Here is a 16,275-nt window from a genome sequence, read left to right on the forward strand (position 1 = left end):
ACCCGCCGGAGGGCTCCCGCAACCTGGCCACCGCCGTGAGCACCACCTCCTTGGCCCCCGTAGGCGCCCGGAAGGTCACGTCAACCGCGCGCTCCCCCGAGACGGCCCCGAGCGCGCACACCCCGGCGCCGGGCAGCGCACCTCCGGTGAGAGCCGAGCCCTCCCCTCCGGCCAGCGCCCGCGCGGCCAACACTCCCGCCGCCTGCCGCTCGCTCTCGGCCTGCCGCCCACCTTCAACCTGCCGCCCGCTTTCCGCCTGCGACAAGCCCTGCCCTTCATCGGCCCCCGGAGCCTCCACCCCGACACCGAACGGCGGCGCACCCTCCTCGGCGGCCCCCGCCCGCGTCGCGCGCCGGCCCGGTACGGGCTGCCACGCATCCCGTTCGTACGGCCCCTCACCCGCCTCGGGCCCTATCGCGCCCGCGGCCCCCCACGGCACCGGCTCCCCTCCCGCGTACGGGAAGGGAGCCGCGCCCGGCCCTCCCGAACCGGACGCCCCCGCCACACCATCCCGGCCGGACGGCCACGACTCGACGTCCCCGCCGGAGTCCCCGCCGGAGTCTCCACCGAAGTCCCTGCCGAAGTCCCCACCAGGTTCCGCGCCGCCGTCGCCCCTCCGGGACGCACCCCAGAAGTCGTCAGCCGACTTGGGCCCCGCGGGCGAACAGGCCAACCCCTCCAGCGCCTCCACCGGGCTGGTGGCCACCGCGACCTTGGCCCCCTTGGCCATCCCGTTGAGCCGGACCCTGAACCTCTGGACGTCACCCGTCCTGATCCACTTGCCCGCACCCTCGGGGCCGCTCACGCGTTCGAGCACGAGCGTCACCCCCGCCGCCGCCACGGGCACGGAGGGCACCGCCACCAGGATCAGCGCTCCAGAAAGGATCCAGCCACGCCGCATCACTCGGACTCCCCCACTGCGACAAATTACGCCTAGTAATCGTTATGTCACAGAGAGCGACTCTCTAACCCTGCTGAAGCAGACTCTCCACCGTCTTCATGATCGGCAGGTCGGCCCCCAGCCACTCCACGTCGTAATACTCCCCGGGGCCCAGCCACCGCAACGCCAGATGCTCGCGGGCCTCGGGCGTGCCGGAGGCGAGCGTGGCCAGCCACACGCGCAGGACGTACCCCTCCGACAGCGCCCAGTCCCCGCCCACGCGCTCGCCCACCGTGATCTCCACGCCGAGCTCCTCGCGGCACTCCCGGATCAGCGCCACGACCTCGCCCTCCCCCGGGTCCACCTTGCCCCCGGGGAACTCCCAGCCGCCGGCCAGCGCGGCGGGCGCGGCCCGCTGCGCGGCCAGCACCCTGCCGCCGGGGGCGACGATCACCGCCGCTACCACGATCGTGCTCATACGTCCGTCATCCTCACAGTGCGGGAGTCTGCAGCTTCTTGAGCTGATCGAGCACGTCGGGGTTCTGGAGGGGACGGGTGAAGCCCACCTTGTTGTCGCGTGCCTGGTAGCTCGTGACCTTGATCGGCCCGCACAACGTGCACCGGGCCTCCACCATCTTGCCCTTCGACACGATCAGCCCGACGTGGCCGGGATTGTCGGCCGACGTGCCCGGACCGGCGTTGAAGAACACCAGGTCCCCGGGCTGCTCCTCACCCGCTAACACCTTCACCCCGAACGGCCACTGCGTGAACGTGGTACGCGGGATGCTCAGCCCCGCCGCCCGGTAGGCCGCGTAGATGATGCCCGAGCAGTCGAACGCGTCCGGCCCGGTGCCGCCCCACAGGTACGGCTTGCCGCGCTGCGCCAGCGCGTACTGGAGGATCTTGGCCACGATCTCGCTCGGGGCGGCCGCGACCAGGGGGTCGTCGCACTCCTCCGACGCCTGCGGCGGCACCTCGACCGCGCCCGACTTGGCGTACTTCCTGGCGATCTCCTCGACCTGGTCGACGTACCACCAGGCGCGGTTGTAGGTGAACAGGGCCCGCCGGACGTTCTCGGGCGCGCCGTTGCGCTTGAGCATCTTGGCGGCGCCCAGGATGGCGTCGGCGGGGTTGTAGACGTCGCCCACCCCGTCGCCGTCGCCGTCGGAGGCGTACCCGTTGAACGTCGAGGACATCGCGACCTGCGCCTTGCCGCCCCACGTCGAGATCAGGAACTGCATCGGGCCCGCCGCGCCCGCGTAGTTGGTGCCGCTCTTCACCCCGGCCAGGTTCGAACGGCCGTGGTCGGTCTCGCGCTTGCCCACGGCGGCCAGGATGTTCCACTGGACGCCGATCTTCTTGCCCCACTTCTTGTACAGATCGAGGTAGTCGGCCGGGATGTCGGAGGCGCCCGAGTCGGACACCTCCTCCACCTTGGTACCGCCCTCGCAGTCGATCGAGGCGCCGTCGCCGTTCAGGAACGACGGCATCGAGACCAGCAACATCGGCGAGATGATGATCGCGGCCAGGAGCAGGATCCCGGCGATTCCGAGCAGCAGAGCCAGACGGGTTCGGGAGGGGGGGTTCACCGCTAGCTGTCCCCGTCCTGGCCCTCGGTCGCGGGCAGTACGTCGAAGATCCGCCAGTCCGCGCCGAGCTGGCTCACCGTCACCGCGAGGTCCTCGACGACCTGCTGGTCGCCGCTCTTCGCGTTGACCTGCCTGGTCTCGGTCACGATGAAGACGATGGAGGTCTTCTCGATCTGCCTGATCTCCTTCAGCCTGGCCGTGGCCTGGGAGATGATCTGGTCGTCGCGGTTCTGCTGGACGGTGCCGGCCGAGGTGAGCGTCCTGGTCAGGATGTTGCCCAGCTCGGCGGTGGTGAACGCCTTGACCCGGCTCGCGTAGGCGGCCGCGTCCTCGTCGTACCTGAAGGTGCCGTAGACGGCGGTGAAGCGCTCGGCGAGGTCCGCCGCCGCGGCGAGCTGCTCCTTCTTCATCGGCAGGTACGAGTAGACGTCGAACGGCGCGGCACTGGCCGTGGCCAGCGGCTTGCTCGTCGCCGAGGGCGCGGCGGCGGCCGTCCTACCCCCGGCGGGGGCCGGCTCGGGCGGATCGTCCGAGCTCGGCCACATCGTGAGGTAGAGGCCGACCGCGGCGATGACCACCACGATCGCGGCGAAGGCCAGCCCGCGCTTGTCACCGGACTGAGCCATGGTCAGTCCTTGCCCCGGTTCGGCTTGAGCCAGAACGGCACGGACGGATCGTCACCCGAACCGCTGTTGCCGCTGTTGCGCAGCCACAACGGCGGCGCCTCGGACGAGCGGGACGACGACTCGTCCGAGCCGAAGATCCGCGGCCCCGCCGACGCGCCGGACGGCCGGGACGCGGACCCTCCGGACCTGGACCCGCCACCGTTCCCGGACCCGCCACCGAAGAACCCGCCGCCGGAGCCGGAACCGGAACCCGAGCCGGAACCGCCGCCACCGCCGAACAGCCCGCCACCGGACCCACGCGAACGCGACCCCGACGCCCGGGAGCCGCCACCGCCGCCACCGAACCGGGAGCCCCGCGACCCGCCGGAGGACCCGTTGCGCGACCCACCGGACGACCCGCCCGACGACCCGCCGCGCGAGGCCCAGCCACCGCCCGACCGGCCACCGAACCAGCCGCCGCCACCCGAGGAACCACCCGAAGCACCACCGGACGCGCCGCCCGAACCGCCGGACGGGACCATCCCGCCGGACGGCGTGCCGCCCGGACCGCCCCCGGAGGCCGGGGCGCCACCGCGGGCGCCGCGCGTCCTGCTGTGCTGCCCGCTGAGGTTGAGCGGCGGCGCGGTGCCCCTGCGGGGTTCGAGCGGGGGCCGGGCCCCCGCCTTGCCGCCCTGCTGGTCGGTGTCGAGCGGCGCCGCCGACACCGGCATCCGGGTGCCGGCGGAGACGCCCTCGCCCTCCTCGCCGCGCATCCTCGCCTGGGCGACCGCGGCGCCGGCCGCGGCGCCCGCGCCGCTCCCGGCCGCCGCCGCCCTGATGAGCGGCTCGGCCTTGCGCAGGCCCCAGCGTCCGAGCTTGGCCCCGGCGACCGGCGGCAACACGTTCGCGGCCCGCTCCAGGACGGGCGAGCTCGCGGCGTCGCCGAGCATCCGCGTGGCGACCGTGTGGCCGCTCAGGGACGCGAACAGGTGCTGGAACGGCCGCCGGTAGAAGAACACCGCGATCGTCAGCAATGCCATGAACAGGACCTGCAACCCCCAGGGCATGGCCGTGGAGATGATCAGCGCGTACCCGTAGACCAGGACGCTGAGGACGAGCGTCAGCACCGCCTGCCGCAACAGCGTGCCGACGAGCATCTCCACCCAGCGCATGGCGATGATGCGCCCGCTGCCCGGATGCACACCGACCAGCAGGAACACCGGCCCGAGTATCAGCATCAGCAGGAAGCCCACCTTGAGCACCAGCAGGGAGACCGCCACCAGGAAGATCAGCAGCCCGGCCACCACGGCCGCGATGAGCGCTCCGACGGCCACGCCGAGTCTGCCCGACCAGTCGCGGCCGGAGAAGACGGTGTAGCGGGAGTCGTTCTTGAGCAGTTCGGCGACCTTGGCGTACTCGGCCTGGTGGGCGGCGATGTCAGGGGCGGGCTGGCCGGCCACGGCGGGCGCGATCGACTGGGTCTCCAGCATCTTGCGCCCGAAGTCGCGCACGATGGGCTGCTGCGGGTCGGCGGTGCCGAACATGCCCACCAGCCACGGCTTGCAGACCAGCGTGGACCACAGGGCGTCGGCGTTCTGCTCGACTCCGGCGGTGCCCGTCTGGCCGTAGCCACCCGGTTTGACCTGCGGGTTCGTCTGGCCGGGCGGCGGCAGGCAGGACGCGCCACCGGCGCCCGGCAGGCCGGAGAAGGCGGAGTTGACCACTTCGCCCGTCTTGTCGGTGACGACCTTGCCGAGCCCGGTGAAGTCGCCCGGCCGGCTGAAGAACCACACGGCCACGGTGACCGCGAGCACCATCCAGATCACGCCTTCGGCGGTGGTGGTGGCCCGCTTGCGGATCAGTCCGTACCAGGCGAGCCAGATCGCGCCGAGGATCACGATCGGCCGCAGGAACGGCCAGTACATGGCCTCGGACAGGTTCTGGACGATGTCGTCGACGACGTCCTTGATCGACTGGAGCGGTCCCTCGGTGGCCGCCGCCTGGTACGTCGTGATCGTCAGCCGGTCGACGGCCTTGGCCGCGGTGAAGACGCCGTTGGCCCACATGTTGCCGAGCACGGCGACGTAGTCGGAGCAGCCGAGGTCGTGGGTCTGCCAGAACTGGCCGGCCATGCCGAACTGGCCGTAGTTGGTCGTCGGCGCCTGGGCCCCGCCCGCGGGGGGCGGCGGCTGGATCATGCCGTCGGTGCCGCCGCCGATGATCTCGGGGTTGAGCGGCCCCGACAGGTCACAGGGCGCCGCCGCGACGGGCGTGGAGAAGCCGCCCACCACCAGCGGAACCACGAGGACGGCACTGACGAGCGCGAGTGCCAGCGCCAGTCGTCGGGATAGTCGGATCTTCATGACCGTACCTCCTGCGCCCTGCCCACGCCCCCTCGATGATCATCATGCCCGCCACCGTCTGGTTTGTCGTGTGTCGGGTTCGTGTCGAGCCAGCGGAGCAGTTCCTCGGAGATCAGGTCTACTCCGATCCGCCCGGCCCTGCCATCCAGATCACGGAATACGCATTCGCCGTTGCCGAGCGAGCGGAGCACGGCCTTGTGCTCCTCCGACGCCTCCACACCGAGCAGCGACATCACGTGCTCCACCTCCACCCGTTCGGTGGACCGGAACGCGAACACCGAGGACAGGCAGTTGGTCACCTGCTCGTTCAGCAGGTCACCGGCGTTCTGGGAGACCAGGACGAGTGCGGTGTTGCGGGACCGGCCCATGCGACTGACCTCGGGCACCAGCTTGGCGCCCTCGGGCGTGGAGGTGATCGCCCACGCCTCGTCCAGGAAGATCGCCTTGGGCGCACGGCGGTCGAGGCCGTTCATCAGCCTGCGGGCGAACTGCGAGACCAGGTAGAGCAGGGCCACCGACAGCCGCTGCTCGTAGGAGTAGTCGTCCCTGGTCGTCGCGACGTCGGGCAGCGTCAGGCCGCCCAGGGTGAACACGGTGGTCCAGCCCTCGCTGTCGATCTGGTCGCCGCCGGAGGGGTCGAAGCAGAGCCTGGCCAGATGCATCTCCGACATGGAACGCAGCACCGCGCCCAGGTTCTTCGAGGCCGCGTCGTCGGCCTGCTCCAGGTAGTCGACCACCTTGCCCAGCGACGGGTCGGACCCGTTGGAGACCGCGGCCACCGCCTGGATCATCGCCGACTCGCGCTCCTCCGACATGCGGGGCAGCAGCAGCCGCAACGTCTCGGTCGCCATGGTCTTCTTCGCCGCGATGTCGTCGCCGAACGAGAACGGGTCGAGCAGCCCCGGCGCGGCCGAGCCGAGCGGGATCGTCCGCGCCTTGCGTCCGCGCTTCTCCAGGAGCTGGACCAGCGACTCGGCGTCGCCCTTCGGGTCGATCACCGCGACCGTGACCCCGCGCAGCGCCATCTGGTAGATCATCAGCAGCGCGAGCGTGGTCTTGCCGCCGCCCGGCTCGCCGGTGATCGCGATGGCGGTCGGCCTGTTGCGGCTGGCGGCCAGCAGCGGGTCGAAGTGCACGATGCTGCGCGCTCTGCCGACCGTCTCGCCGATGTACGGCCCGAGCCAGCCCTCGCTGCCGTCGTCGAGCCGGTCGCCGAGGTCGACGGTGGCCGTGGCCATGCCGCCGGCGATGGTCCGCAGCGGCTGGCGCTGGGCGTAGGCGTTGACGCGCACCTTCTCGCCCGGCAGCGCCTCGCAGAACAACGAGAACTGGTCGCCGGTCGAGTTCACCACGTCGATGCCCATGTCGCGGAAGTGCTCGACGACCGCCTCCACCCGCTGTACGCAGATGTCCTCGGTGGGGGCCGAGACGATCAGGCGGTGCCAGCCGTACACGAAGGGCAGTCGTTCCTTGGTGATGCCGTGTTCGAGCATCCGGGCCGCGTCGATCTGCTCGGCCAGCGCGATCGGCGCCTCCGCGCCCGCCTCGCGGATGTGGTGGTCCATGTCGCGGGCGTGGGCCAGCTTGCGTGCGACGTCCTTGGACGCCTTGACCGGCGGGATCAGCCGCATCCTCGACGAGATCTCCACCGGGAAGGGGAGCTGGTCGGCGAAGTGCATCCACGGCTCGCCGTCGGGGAATGGCATGAGGTCGGGGAATCGCGCGAACGACAGGTTGGCCACGTACGAGTCGCCCTGCGGCTGCACGATCCGCAGCAGCGACCTGCCGTTGTGGATCTCGCCCTCGACCAGCGACTCGATCTCGCCCTTGCCCCAGCGCCGCTTCGGGCTGGCCGAGGGCGGCGGGTCGCCGAGGGCTCCGGCGGCGGCGTGCTGGAACAACCACGCCACCTCGACGGAAGTGGTGTGCCTGGCGTACAGGGCGCTGGACGCGAGAGCTCTGCCGAGTCGTTCGGCCGACTCCGTCCACCGGCCGATCTCGCTGTCCGGCACGTGGTCGTCCTCCATGCCGAGCGTCCTCTCGGTCTTCTGGTAGAAGCCGAGGAGCTGGGCGAGCACGCCGTTGCCGAGCTGCTTGCCGCGCGGCCCGAGGCGTACGCCGAGGTAGACCTCCTTCGACCAGAAGTCCTTCGCCCAGACGTGCCGGTACATCTCCTCCAGGTAGTCGCGCCAGCCCGGCCCCTCGTCGGACGTGGCGTTGAGCGCCATGGCCCACTCGGCCGCGGGGTAGGTGCGATGGGCCACCCGCAGGTGGACCTCGGCGTCGGGCATCCTGATCGCGGCCAGCGCGATCGTGATGTTGGTGGCCAGCGCCTCGCGTTCCTCCGGTGTGACGAACTCGTAGCTGACCGTCGGAAGGCGGAAGTACGCCCACGCGCAGGTGTCCGTGAGCAGGATGCGGTCGTCGAAGTACCGGACCGCGAGGCGCTGGTGCGCACGGGACGCCCTGCTCATGCCGCCCCCTCGGCGCATGAACGGGCCAGACCTGCTCGCTTGTTCACTTAACGCTCACCGATTCTCGTGCCCGGGGGGTCACTCGCCAACTCCTCTTCGCTCGGTCGGACGGAGTGTCCGTGTGCCTGTACCGCGAAGCCTGCAACCACGACACCGGCGAGGGCGAGGTAGGCGCGCCGTCCCGCCGCGCGCAACTGACCTGGGTCGACGATCTCGGCGCCGCCGGGCGCCAGTCCGTCCTCCCACGGGACCCTGACGATGGCCCGGCATCTGCCCCTGGCCACCGCCTCCGCCTGCTCGACGTCGCCCATCGAACGCCTGCTCACGCCGTTGACCACCATCACCGCACGCCTGCGCAGCTCCGCGCAGCCGTGCCCGTCGAGCCACTCGTACGTCATCGCCACCGCCTCCGACGCCTCCTCGCTCGCCGGGACCACCAGCACGAGCTGGTCCGCGTACGGCAGGATGCGGGCCGCGAGGGCGGCGGCCGGGTCGATGACGGACAGCTTGTAGTGGCGGTCGAGCAGGCGCATCGACTCGCCGAGGCGGTGGTCGGAGAAGAAGCTGCGGTCGGCGAGCCGCTGCTCGGCGCCCGCGTCCGTGTCGGCCGAGATCACCTCCAGGCCGGAGGCGGTGCGGGTGGTGAAGCCCCGCATCGTCAGGTAGCCGTTGACCTGGTCGAGGCCGGACAGCAGCGACGTGAGGGTCTCGGGGGTCTCCGGCTCGATCCTGCTGGTCAGGGTGGTGCCGCCGGTGTTGGCGTCGACGGCCACGACCCTGTCGTCGCGGTGGGAGGCGAAGGTGTGGCCGAGCATGAGCGCCGTCGTGGACTGGCCCGCGCCGCCGGTGCAGCCGAGCACCACGATCCGCCGGCTGCCGCCGAACACGGCCCTCGCCCTGGCCTCGTCGATCTCGGACCCGTCAGTGCGTACGCCGCCTCCGCCCACGACGACCTGGGCGATCCGGCGCCAGCCGCCGGAGTCGCGGCCGATCACGGACTCGACCCTGCGTACGCGTCCTTCGCCGGACCTGCCCTCACCGGCCCTGGGAACGGGCACGGGCGCCACGAACCCGCCGGCCCTGTCACCGGGCCTCCCGCCGGCCTGCCGCTCGTGCGCGGCCTCCTGCGCCTTCGTTTCCTGCGCCGCCGGCTCCCGCGTCGGCTCGTCGTTCGTGTCGGCGCCGGGAACGTCCTCCCTCGCGGGGGACTCCCCTTCGGGCGCCGGGTGTCCGACCTCGGCGGGAGCGTCCTCGACCGGGGGTGTGCCTTCGGCGGGCTTGGGGATCTGGTCCTCAAGGCGGAGGGTGGGCCCGGAGAAGGGCTTGGCGTCGGGGTTGACCGGGGGCCAGACGCGCGGCGTGCCCGGGATCACCGTCGCCGGCCCGGACTTCGGCGGCTGCCCCTTCCTGTGCTGCCCGTGCGCGATTGCGATGTCGTCGCCGCGCCCGTCGTCACGGCGGTCGTCGCGACCGTCGTCACGGCGGTCTGTGCTTTCGGGCTCCTGGCGGTGTGCGGCCGCGTCGTCGTGGTGTTGTGCCGCGCCGCGCTCGTCCTCGGAACGCCCTGACGTCTCCGGCGTCTCCGGCGGCGCGTCGGCGCTGGCGGCGAGCCTGCGCAGCCGCCGCAGCGCCTCGGTGTCGATGGGCTTGCCCGGCGCGGGCTTGTGCCCCTCCGGCCTGATCGGCACGACCGTCCCGCGACCGTCCCGCGTCTCCCCCGAGGCTCGTCCCGCCCCGGAGCCCGCGCGCCCGTCGGCACGGGCCTCCGCCGCGCCCTCAGCCTCCCGTACGCCCTGCTCCTCCTGGACGGCGGCCGCGTCCGGCTCGGAGGCCGGGTGGGCGTGGGTGTGGCGGGGGCGGCCGGGGAGGGCGCCGCCGGTGAGCTCGCGGCTGGCCAGCTCTCCGGCGACGTCGTGCTCGACCGGCGGCGACGCCGGCCCTGTCTCATCCGCGGGGACCACGACCAGCGGCAGTTCCCGCCCGAAGGCGGGGGCCGCACGGCCGGCCCGGGGGCTCAGCGCGGGAGCCATGCCCCGCCGCGTACGGGAACCCCACCCGTTGCGGGTCTCGGCCACCGGCGCCTGCTGCGCGGCCGCGGCCGCGGCGGCCACGGCGGGACGCACCTGGCGCGGCCCGGCGATCCGCTGCCCCTCGCGCCTGCGCTGCGGCTGGCGGGCCTTGCGCGCGGCCTTCGCCTTGACCCGCGCCGGAGTGGTACGCCAGACACGCCCCGAGAACGAGACCGCCTCGGGCTCGGCGGTGGGCGCGAGCCGGTACCACGCCTTGGGCTGGCCCAGATAGCGAAGCTGGGACTCCAGAAGCTCGGTCAGCCGCTTCCCCTCGATGACGGGCCGCGTGGACAACCACGTCACGATCCCCGGCGGGACCAGGAACAACACGTGCCACGGCATCGCCACGGGCACGCCCACCAGGATCAGCAGGAGGGACCACGGCACGAACACCCCGACGAACACGCCGATCCAGACGATGGGGAGCGGCATCGGGAGGCGAAGGTCGTAAAGCTTGTAGAGCCGCTTCTCGATGCGCCAGATGTTCGTATACGTGGGCAGGTCCACGCGGTCCTCCTCTCCACCCGCTCGTACATGACCGCCCGGGGGCGGTCTCAACCCTTACTTGATGCCCAGTGCGCCCGCGATCGCCTTCGCCGTCACCTCGATGATGTTGGGAACGTAGAAGATCACTCCGATGGCCACGGCCAGGATCAGGAACTGGACGAAACGCGTGATCTCGCGGGTGAAGAGGAAGAAGAGCGCGACCACGGAGACGACCACCAGGAACAACGGGGCGAAGAAGGCACGCAGGAAGTTGGCGAGCCCTCCGGTGTCAATGCCGGTCGGCGCGGGCGTCGGCGTCATTTCGATCAAGGTGAGCATTACGGTCTTCAACGTCACTTCTTGTCCTCCCGGGGGGTACCGAACAACAGCGCGGCCGTGCGTCTATCCAACGGCCCGACCAGCGCCGCGGATGTCGGCGACGTACCACTTGTCGCCCTGCTTCTCCACGGTGAGGCGGTAGGCCTGCTCCAGCCGCCCGCCGACGGCGGCCGGGTCGGTGGCACTGGGCGTGGCCGGAGCGTCGCCGTTGGGCACGATCCACACCACGACCGCCTGGATCTCTCGGGTGGCACCCCCCACAGGCACCACGACGTCCTTGAGCTCTGCGAACGTGAACGCGCTGCCGAAGCTCGGCAGGGTCTTCCCGGCGGCTACGTAGCGCTGCAGTCCGGCGGTGTCGCCGGAGGCGTAGTCCTTGAAGAAGCCCTCCAGTTGCGGCTTGAGCTCGGCCACCGCCGCGTCGTCGCTCTCCGGCTGGGCGACCTGGGGCAGGTCGGCCGGGGCCGGCGCGGGCAGGATGGCCGGGCGGCCGGCGACGACGAACCGCTTGCCGTTGTCGTCGCCCGAGTAGTAGATCGGGACCGACAGCATGAGCCGGCGCGGCCCGGACTGGAAGGCCACGCTGACCACGGCGTTCTGGCCGTCGGTGGCCTCGATGTCGTACGGCTGGATCGCGACGGCGGCCATCTTGCCGAAGCCGTCCCACCACATCTGCGCGTCCATGCCCTCGGCCAGGAAAGCGGCCAGCTTCCTGGTCCTGCTGGGCGCGTCTTCCGGGCTGAAATTCAGATAGACCCCCGCGAACTGGGCGGCGAAAGCCATGCCCTGGTCAGTGGGGAATCCCTTGTGCGCCACGACGGCGCCATTCGTCGTCGTGGGCTCTTGCTGGGTAAACCGCTCAAATGGGGCACGAATCCCATTGACCACGATAACCACAATAAGCGCCCAGAGAATGATACGGCCGGTCCACACCAGCCACCGTCCGCCGCCGCCGGACCAGCCGCCCCGCCGCGGCCTGCGCGAGGGCGGCGCGTCGAAGTCAGCCATGTCCGGGCGCGCGGAAAGCTCAGGCTCGCCAGCGATCCGAGGATCGTGCTGGACGGTAGACCTACGAGCCATCACGCCTCCGCTCGCGCCGATCCCCCCGGTTGGCGCGGTGTCGTCCGTTGCCGATCCCCATCATCCGCGGTGAAGTAGTCACCCTATCCGGTCCCGCCATTCTTCCAGGAAAGCCACGCCCATGCTGCAGGCATGACCGCCCTCACGGCAAACCGGATCCGTATGACAGGCTTCGGTACCGATTCCTGCCACTTCGCGGCTGAATACCCATTTGACCAGGCCAAACGCCTAATTCAGCCTAGCCGCGCGGACACGGATTCCTGTCCAAAATAGGCATGGACTCTCACGACCTGCGCATTTGGCATGAGACAGGGACAGAAGGTGTTGTGCGCCACTCCTGGGGGTACGACGCTCCCGACGCCTCAGGCGGGCTCGGGATCCTGCGTGGTGCGCGCCCGGCGGCGGCTGTGCAGGTCGACCACGGTGGGCGGCAGCGCGCGCTCCAGCGACCCCCGAAGGTCCGCGAGCATCGACGCGGCATCCCGTTCGCGCATCCGGCTGGCCAGCTCGTTGCGCTCGTCGACCTTCCTGCGCAGGTACGCCTCACGGTTGACGCGCAACCCGTACATCAGCTCGACCCTGATCAGGGCCAGCTCCTCCTCCAGGCTGATGCCCGCGAGTGTGGGCGCAGGACGTCGTTTCCGGATGATGCGTCGGATCATGAGGGCCTCCCGAGTCAGCGTGAACGCCGTGACGATTCGACGCGCGGGGGCCCAAAGTGGTTGACGTCGCAGTTGTCCCGGAATCACATAATCCCAGAAGGGCCTGCGAGTTCGTCGGCCGGACGATGGGCTTTCGACGGCGATCCGCCGGTAACCTAGCGTAGCGAAAGTTAGCCCACCGTGATTGGACCGATGTGATGCGTCGTCTCGCCGCCACCCTCCTGCCCGCCGCCGCGCTCGCCGCGTCCGCCCTCTGCGCGCCCTCCCCTGCCGTCGCCGCCCCTTCCTGGGTGACCGACGCCGAGTGCACCGACGCGGGGGGCAAGATCTCCCCCGTCGGCCGGGGCAAGGCCGTGTGCCAGGGCGGCACGTACGCGAACGAGCTCGTCCACTACGACAAGAAGCGCCCCGGCAACAGCGGCGTGGGCGGGGCGCTCGGCGGCGGGGGCGGGCCGCTCAGCGGCGGCCCCGCGGCCCTGCTCGGCGGCCTGCTCGGCTGACGCCGGTCAGGCGACCAGGCCGTCAGGCGTCGACCTGCTCGGCCGGCGCCCGTCAGACGTTGAAGCGGAACTCCACCACGTCACCGTCGCGCATGACGTAGTCCTTGCCCTCGATGCGCGCCTTGCCCGCGGACCGGGCGCTGGCGATGGAGCCCACCTCGACGAGATCGTCGAAGGAGACCACCTCGGCCTTGATGAAGCCGCGCTGGAAGTCGGTGTGGATCACGCCGGCCGCCTCGGGCGCCGTGGCGCCCTTGCGGATCGTCCAGGCCCTGGTCTCCTTCGGGCCGGCGGTCAGGTAGGTCTGCAGGCCCAGCGTCTCGAAGCCGACCCTGGCGAGCTGGCGCAGGCCCGACTCCTCCTGGCCGACCGACTGCAGCAGCTCCAGGGCCTCCTCCTCGTCGAGCTCGACCAGCTCGGACTCGATCTTGGCGTCGAGGAAGACGGCCTCGGCGGGGGCGACGAGGGCCGACAGCTGCTCCCTGAGCGCGGTGTCGGTCAGCTCGTCGGCGTCGAGGTTGAAGACGTAGAGGAAGGGCTTGGCGGTGAGCAGGTGTAGCTCGCGCAGCTCCTCCCGGTCGAGACCGCTCTCGAAGACGGTCCTGCCGGTCTCCAGGACGGCCAGCGCGGCCTCGGCGGCCTCCAGCGCGGCCTTCTTGTCCTTGTTGTTGCGCGCCTCCTTCTGCAGGCGCGGCACGGCCTTCTCGACCGTCTGCAGGTCGGCCATGATCAACTCGGTGTTGATGGTCTCGATGTCCCGCTTGGGCGAGATCTCGCCGTCGACGTGTGTGACGTCGGGGTCGCCGAAGACGCGGATGACCTGGCAGATCGCGTCGGTGTCGCGGATGTTGGCGAGGAACTGGTTGCCCCTGCCCTGCCCCTCGGAGGCGCCCTTGACCAGGCCCGCGATGTCGACGAACTCGACCTTGGCGGGCAGGATGCGGGCCGAGCCGAAGATCTCGGCCAGCTTGGGCAGCCGGTCGTCGGGCACGCCCACGATCCCCACGTTGGGCTCGATGGTGGCGAACGGGTAGTTCGCAGCGAGTGCGTTGCCGGTCTTGGTCAACGCGTTGAAGAGCGTGGACTTACCGACGTTGGGCAGGCCGACGATGCCGATGGAAAGGCTCACGGACAGCGAGTTTACTTGCTGAGCAGGTGCAGGCAGGTCACCGGACGGTAGGTCCCGGGCGCCGCGCGCAGATAGCGCTGGGCGTCGGCGGGGCAGGCCGCGGGCGTGGTCTCGAAGGAGACGATCCGGGCCCAGGCGTCCGGCGAGTCGCAGGCGGCCCTGGTCACGGCCGACCTGGCGACCACGTCGGCGGCCGGTCGGGCCACGCACGCGCCCCGGGCGAGCACCTGGCCGCCGGAGCCCAGACAGACGGTCTCGGCGCCGCTTTCGAGGGTGTCGAGGGTGGTCGAGGGGCAATCGTCCGCGGACGTGGTGATCGCGATGGATCTGCCGTACCAGCCGGGGGCCGCGCAGGGGTGTTCCCGGCCGTCGAGCGCCACGCAGTCGCCGGGGCGCAGCAGGCCGCCGCCACCGCCGGGCGCGCCGGCGTGGGGGGCCAGGAAGGACCGTACGCAGGCGGTGCGGCCCAGGCCGATGCGGAGCACGTCGTCGGTGTCGTCCGGGCAGTCGGCGGGCAGGGGCGGGTCGTGGGCGACGGCCAGCACCTCGAAGTCGCCGCCGTTGCAGGGCGTCAGCGCGTACCGGTCGGTCACGCAGGCGCCGGGGGTCCAGCGCAGCGTGGGACGGGAGGGGGCGGGGTCGTCGGACCCCGAGTTGGTGATCACGGCTCCGGCCAGGGCGATCAGGGCGACCGACACCGTGGACACGGTGACGGCGACGGTCGTACCGGTAGCCATGACAACACTCTGCGTGACGGATCGCCCGGCGCACAAGCGGATTCCGCAAGCGTGTCGGGAAGATCCGTACGCGATCAGCTGCAATCATCGATTGAGTGGATGTCGTCTCGCTGCTCATCGGACTCGCCCTCGGACTCCTCGTCGGCTTCCTGGTCGCCAGGACGCGGGCGGCGGTGCGGGTCGCCGAGGCCGACGCGCGCGCCAGATCGGCCGCCGAGAAGCTGGTCTACGTCGAGGAGCAGCTCGCCGAGCGTTTCCAGGCCCTGTCCACGCGCGCGCTCGACGTCAACAACGTACGGTTCCTCGAACTGGCCGAGACCCGGTTCTCCGCCACCCGCGCCGAGGCCGCCGGCGATCTCGACCAGCGCAGGCAGGCCGTCGAGCACCTGGTCGAGCCGCTGAAGGACGCGCTCGCGCGGGTCGAGTCGCAACTGCGCGACACAGAGTCGGGGCAGCGGGCGGCGCGGGCGGAGCTGGCCAAGCAGATGGAGTTCGTACGCCAGAGCAACGAGCAGCTGCGCTCGCAGACGACCGCGCTGGTCAGGGCCCTGCAACGGCCCGAGGCCCGCGGGCGTTGGGGCGAGCTGCAACTGCGCCGGGTGGCCGAGATCGCCGGGATGCAGCGCCACTGCGACTTCGAGGAGCAGGTCACCGAGGGCGCGATGCGTCCCGACATGGTGATCAGGCTGACCGGCGGCAAGAACATCGTGGTCGACTCCAAGGTCTCGCTCGCGGCGTACCTGGAGGCCGCCGAGGCGTCGGACGAGTCGCTGGCCACGGTCCGGCTCGACGCGCACGCCAGGCACGTGCGCGAGCACGTCGACCGGCTGGCGGCCAAGGCGTACTGGCAGGGGTTCAACCCCTCGCCGGAGTTCGTGGTGCTGTTCATCCCGGGCGAGGCGTTCCTCGCGCCCGCGCTCGAACGCGACCCCGGCCTGCTGGAGTACGCCATGACGCGGCGGGTGCACATCGCCACGCCGACGACGCTGATCACGATGTTGCGCACCGCCCACTACGCCTGGCAGCAGGCCGCGCTGAGCGAGAACGCGCGCGCGGTGTTCGAGCTGGGCAAGGAGCTGTACGAGCGGCTGTCGTCCCTCGGAAGGAACGTGGAGTCGCTGGGCAAGGCGCTGACGCGGGCGGTGGAGGCGTACAACAAGTCGGTCGGTTCGCTCGAAAGCCGCGTACTGGTTACCGCACGCAAACTGCACGATCTGGGTGTCGTGGACGGCGATCTCGACGCCCCCGACATGCTCGAAGGGCTGCCGAGACCCCTGGCCTCCCCCGAACTGCTCGAAACCACGTCTCTGATTTCGCACTCGAACGGTAAGTTGGCAGGCGGGTCGCCGTAAACGGGGGTGG

General features: G+C 71.1%; 13 protein-coding genes. 2 read left to right on the forward strand and 11 right to left on the reverse strand.

Translation table 11 applies throughout. The features are described 5' to 3' along the window. Positions 1-965: 965 nt before the first annotated feature. The 9 genes from IEZ27_RS35970 to IEZ27_RS36010 all read right to left on the reverse strand — a co-directional run bounded on the left by IEZ27_RS35970 (position 966) and on the right by IEZ27_RS36010 (position 12,547). Positions 966-1,358, reverse strand: a complete 393-nt coding sequence (locus IEZ27_RS35970; RefSeq protein WP_189651355.1) for a (deoxy)nucleoside triphosphate pyrophosphohydrolase — start codon at positions 1,356-1,358, stop codon at positions 966-968. Positions 1,359-1,371: 13 nt separating this feature from the next. Next, positions 1,372-2,469, reverse strand: a complete 1,098-nt coding sequence (locus IEZ27_RS35975) for a C40 family peptidase (protein ID WP_229824654.1) — start codon at positions 2,467-2,469, stop codon at positions 1,372-1,374. A 2-nt stretch (positions 2,470-2,471) separates the two neighbouring features. After that, positions 2,472-3,095, reverse strand: a complete 624-nt coding sequence (locus IEZ27_RS35980) for a hypothetical protein (protein ID WP_189651356.1) — start codon at positions 3,093-3,095, stop codon at positions 2,472-2,474. Between the two features lie 2 nt (positions 3,096-3,097). Beyond that, positions 3,098-5,437, reverse strand: a complete 2,340-nt coding sequence (locus tag IEZ27_RS35985) for a type IV secretion system protein (protein ID WP_189651357.1) — start codon at positions 5,435-5,437, stop codon at positions 3,098-3,100. Further along, positions 5,434-7,911, reverse strand: a complete 2,478-nt coding sequence (locus tag IEZ27_RS35990; RefSeq protein WP_125636724.1) for an ATP-binding protein — start codon at positions 7,909-7,911, stop codon at positions 5,434-5,436. Before IEZ27_RS35990 ends, IEZ27_RS35985 begins: the two co-directional genes overlap by 4 nt. Before the next feature lie 47 nt (positions 7,912-7,958). Further along, on the reverse strand, positions 7,959-10,487 hold the full coding sequence (locus tag IEZ27_RS35995; RefSeq protein ID WP_189651358.1) for a TcpE family conjugal transfer membrane protein: 2,529 nt from the start codon (positions 10,485-10,487) through the stop codon (positions 7,959-7,961). A gap of 54 nt (positions 10,488-10,541) precedes the next feature. Then, a complete protein-coding gene (locus tag IEZ27_RS36000) occupies positions 10,542-10,805 on the reverse strand; it encodes a hypothetical protein (RefSeq protein WP_125636878.1) in 264 nt (87 codons plus the stop codon). Positions 10,806-10,868: 63 nt separating this feature from the next. Continuing rightward, positions 10,869-11,621 carry a conjugal transfer protein gene (locus IEZ27_RS36005; protein ID WP_229824655.1) on the reverse strand — a complete coding sequence of 251 codons (753 nt, stop codon included), beginning with the start codon at positions 11,619-11,621 and terminating at the stop codon, positions 10,869-10,871. A gap of 626 nt (positions 11,622-12,247) precedes the next feature. Further along, on the reverse strand, positions 12,248-12,547 hold the full coding sequence (locus tag IEZ27_RS36010) for a hypothetical protein (protein ID WP_189651360.1): 300 nt from the start codon (positions 12,545-12,547) through the stop codon (positions 12,248-12,250). Positions 12,548-12,744: 197 nt separating this feature from the next. Here IEZ27_RS36010 and IEZ27_RS36015 point away from each other — a divergent pair, with 197 nt between their 5' ends. Further along, the gene (locus tag IEZ27_RS36015) at positions 12,745-13,047 is read left to right on the forward strand and encodes a hypothetical protein (RefSeq protein ID WP_189651361.1); all 303 of its coding nucleotides are present in this window, start codon (positions 12,745-12,747) and stop codon (positions 13,045-13,047) included. 52 nt (positions 13,048-13,099) lie between these two features. Here the strand turns inward: IEZ27_RS36015 and ychF are convergent, their stop codons facing one another. Both ychF and IEZ27_RS36025 read right to left on the reverse strand, forming a co-directional pair. Continuing rightward, complete coding sequence (gene ychF, locus IEZ27_RS36020) at positions 13,100-14,176, reverse strand: redox-regulated ATPase YchF (RefSeq protein ID WP_189651362.1); 1,077 nt, start codon at positions 14,174-14,176, stop codon at positions 13,100-13,102. 11 nt (positions 14,177-14,187) lie between these two features. Then, positions 14,188-14,913, reverse strand: coding sequence for a hypothetical protein (locus IEZ27_RS36025; RefSeq protein WP_189651363.1), 726 nt, complete (start codon positions 14,911-14,913; stop codon positions 14,188-14,190). A gap of 95 nt (positions 14,914-15,008) precedes the next feature. On the opposite strand from IEZ27_RS36025, the gene rmuC reads away from it, so the two are divergent. After that, the gene (rmuC, locus tag IEZ27_RS36030) at positions 15,009-16,265 is read left to right on the forward strand and encodes a DNA recombination protein RmuC (protein ID WP_189651364.1); all 1,257 of its coding nucleotides are present in this window, start codon (positions 15,009-15,011) and stop codon (positions 16,263-16,265) included. Positions 16,266-16,275: the final 10 nt, after the last annotated feature.

Origin of the sequence: Nonomuraea spiralis (assembly GCF_014648435.1) — a bacterium.
GTDB lineage: Bacteria > Actinomycetota > Actinomycetes > Streptosporangiales > Streptosporangiaceae > Nonomuraea > Nonomuraea spiralis.

What these genes read in the sequence shown, in the direction of transcription:
- IEZ27_RS35970 (WP_189651355.1), bottom strand. Translation starts at nt 1,358, where the DNA reads ATGAGCACGATCGTGGTAGCGGCGGTGATCGTCGCCCCCGGCGGCAGG.
- IEZ27_RS35980 (WP_189651356.1), bottom strand. Translation starts at nt 3,095, where the DNA reads ATGGCTCAGTCCGGTGACAAGCGCGGGCTGGCCTTCGCCGCGATCGTG.
- IEZ27_RS35985 (WP_189651357.1), bottom strand. Translation starts at nt 5,437, where the DNA reads ATGAAGATCCGACTATCCCGACGACTGGCGCTGGCACTCGCGCTCGTC.
- IEZ27_RS35990 (WP_125636724.1), bottom strand. Translation starts at nt 7,911, where the DNA reads ATGAGCAGGGCGTCCCGTGCGCACCAGCGCCTCGCGGTCCGGTACTTC.
- IEZ27_RS36000 (WP_125636878.1), bottom strand. Translation starts at nt 10,805, where the DNA reads ATGCTCACCTTGATCGAAATGACGCCGACGCCCGCGCCGACCGGCATT.
- IEZ27_RS36010 (WP_189651360.1), bottom strand. Translation starts at nt 12,547, where the DNA reads ATGATCCGACGCATCATCCGGAAACGACGTCCTGCGCCCACACTCGCG.
- IEZ27_RS36015 (WP_189651361.1), top strand. Translation starts at nt 12,745, where the DNA reads ATGCGTCGTCTCGCCGCCACCCTCCTGCCCGCCGCCGCGCTCGCCGCG.
- IEZ27_RS36025 (WP_189651363.1), bottom strand. Translation starts at nt 14,913, where the DNA reads ATGGCTACCGGTACGACCGTCGCCGTCACCGTGTCCACGGTGTCGGTC.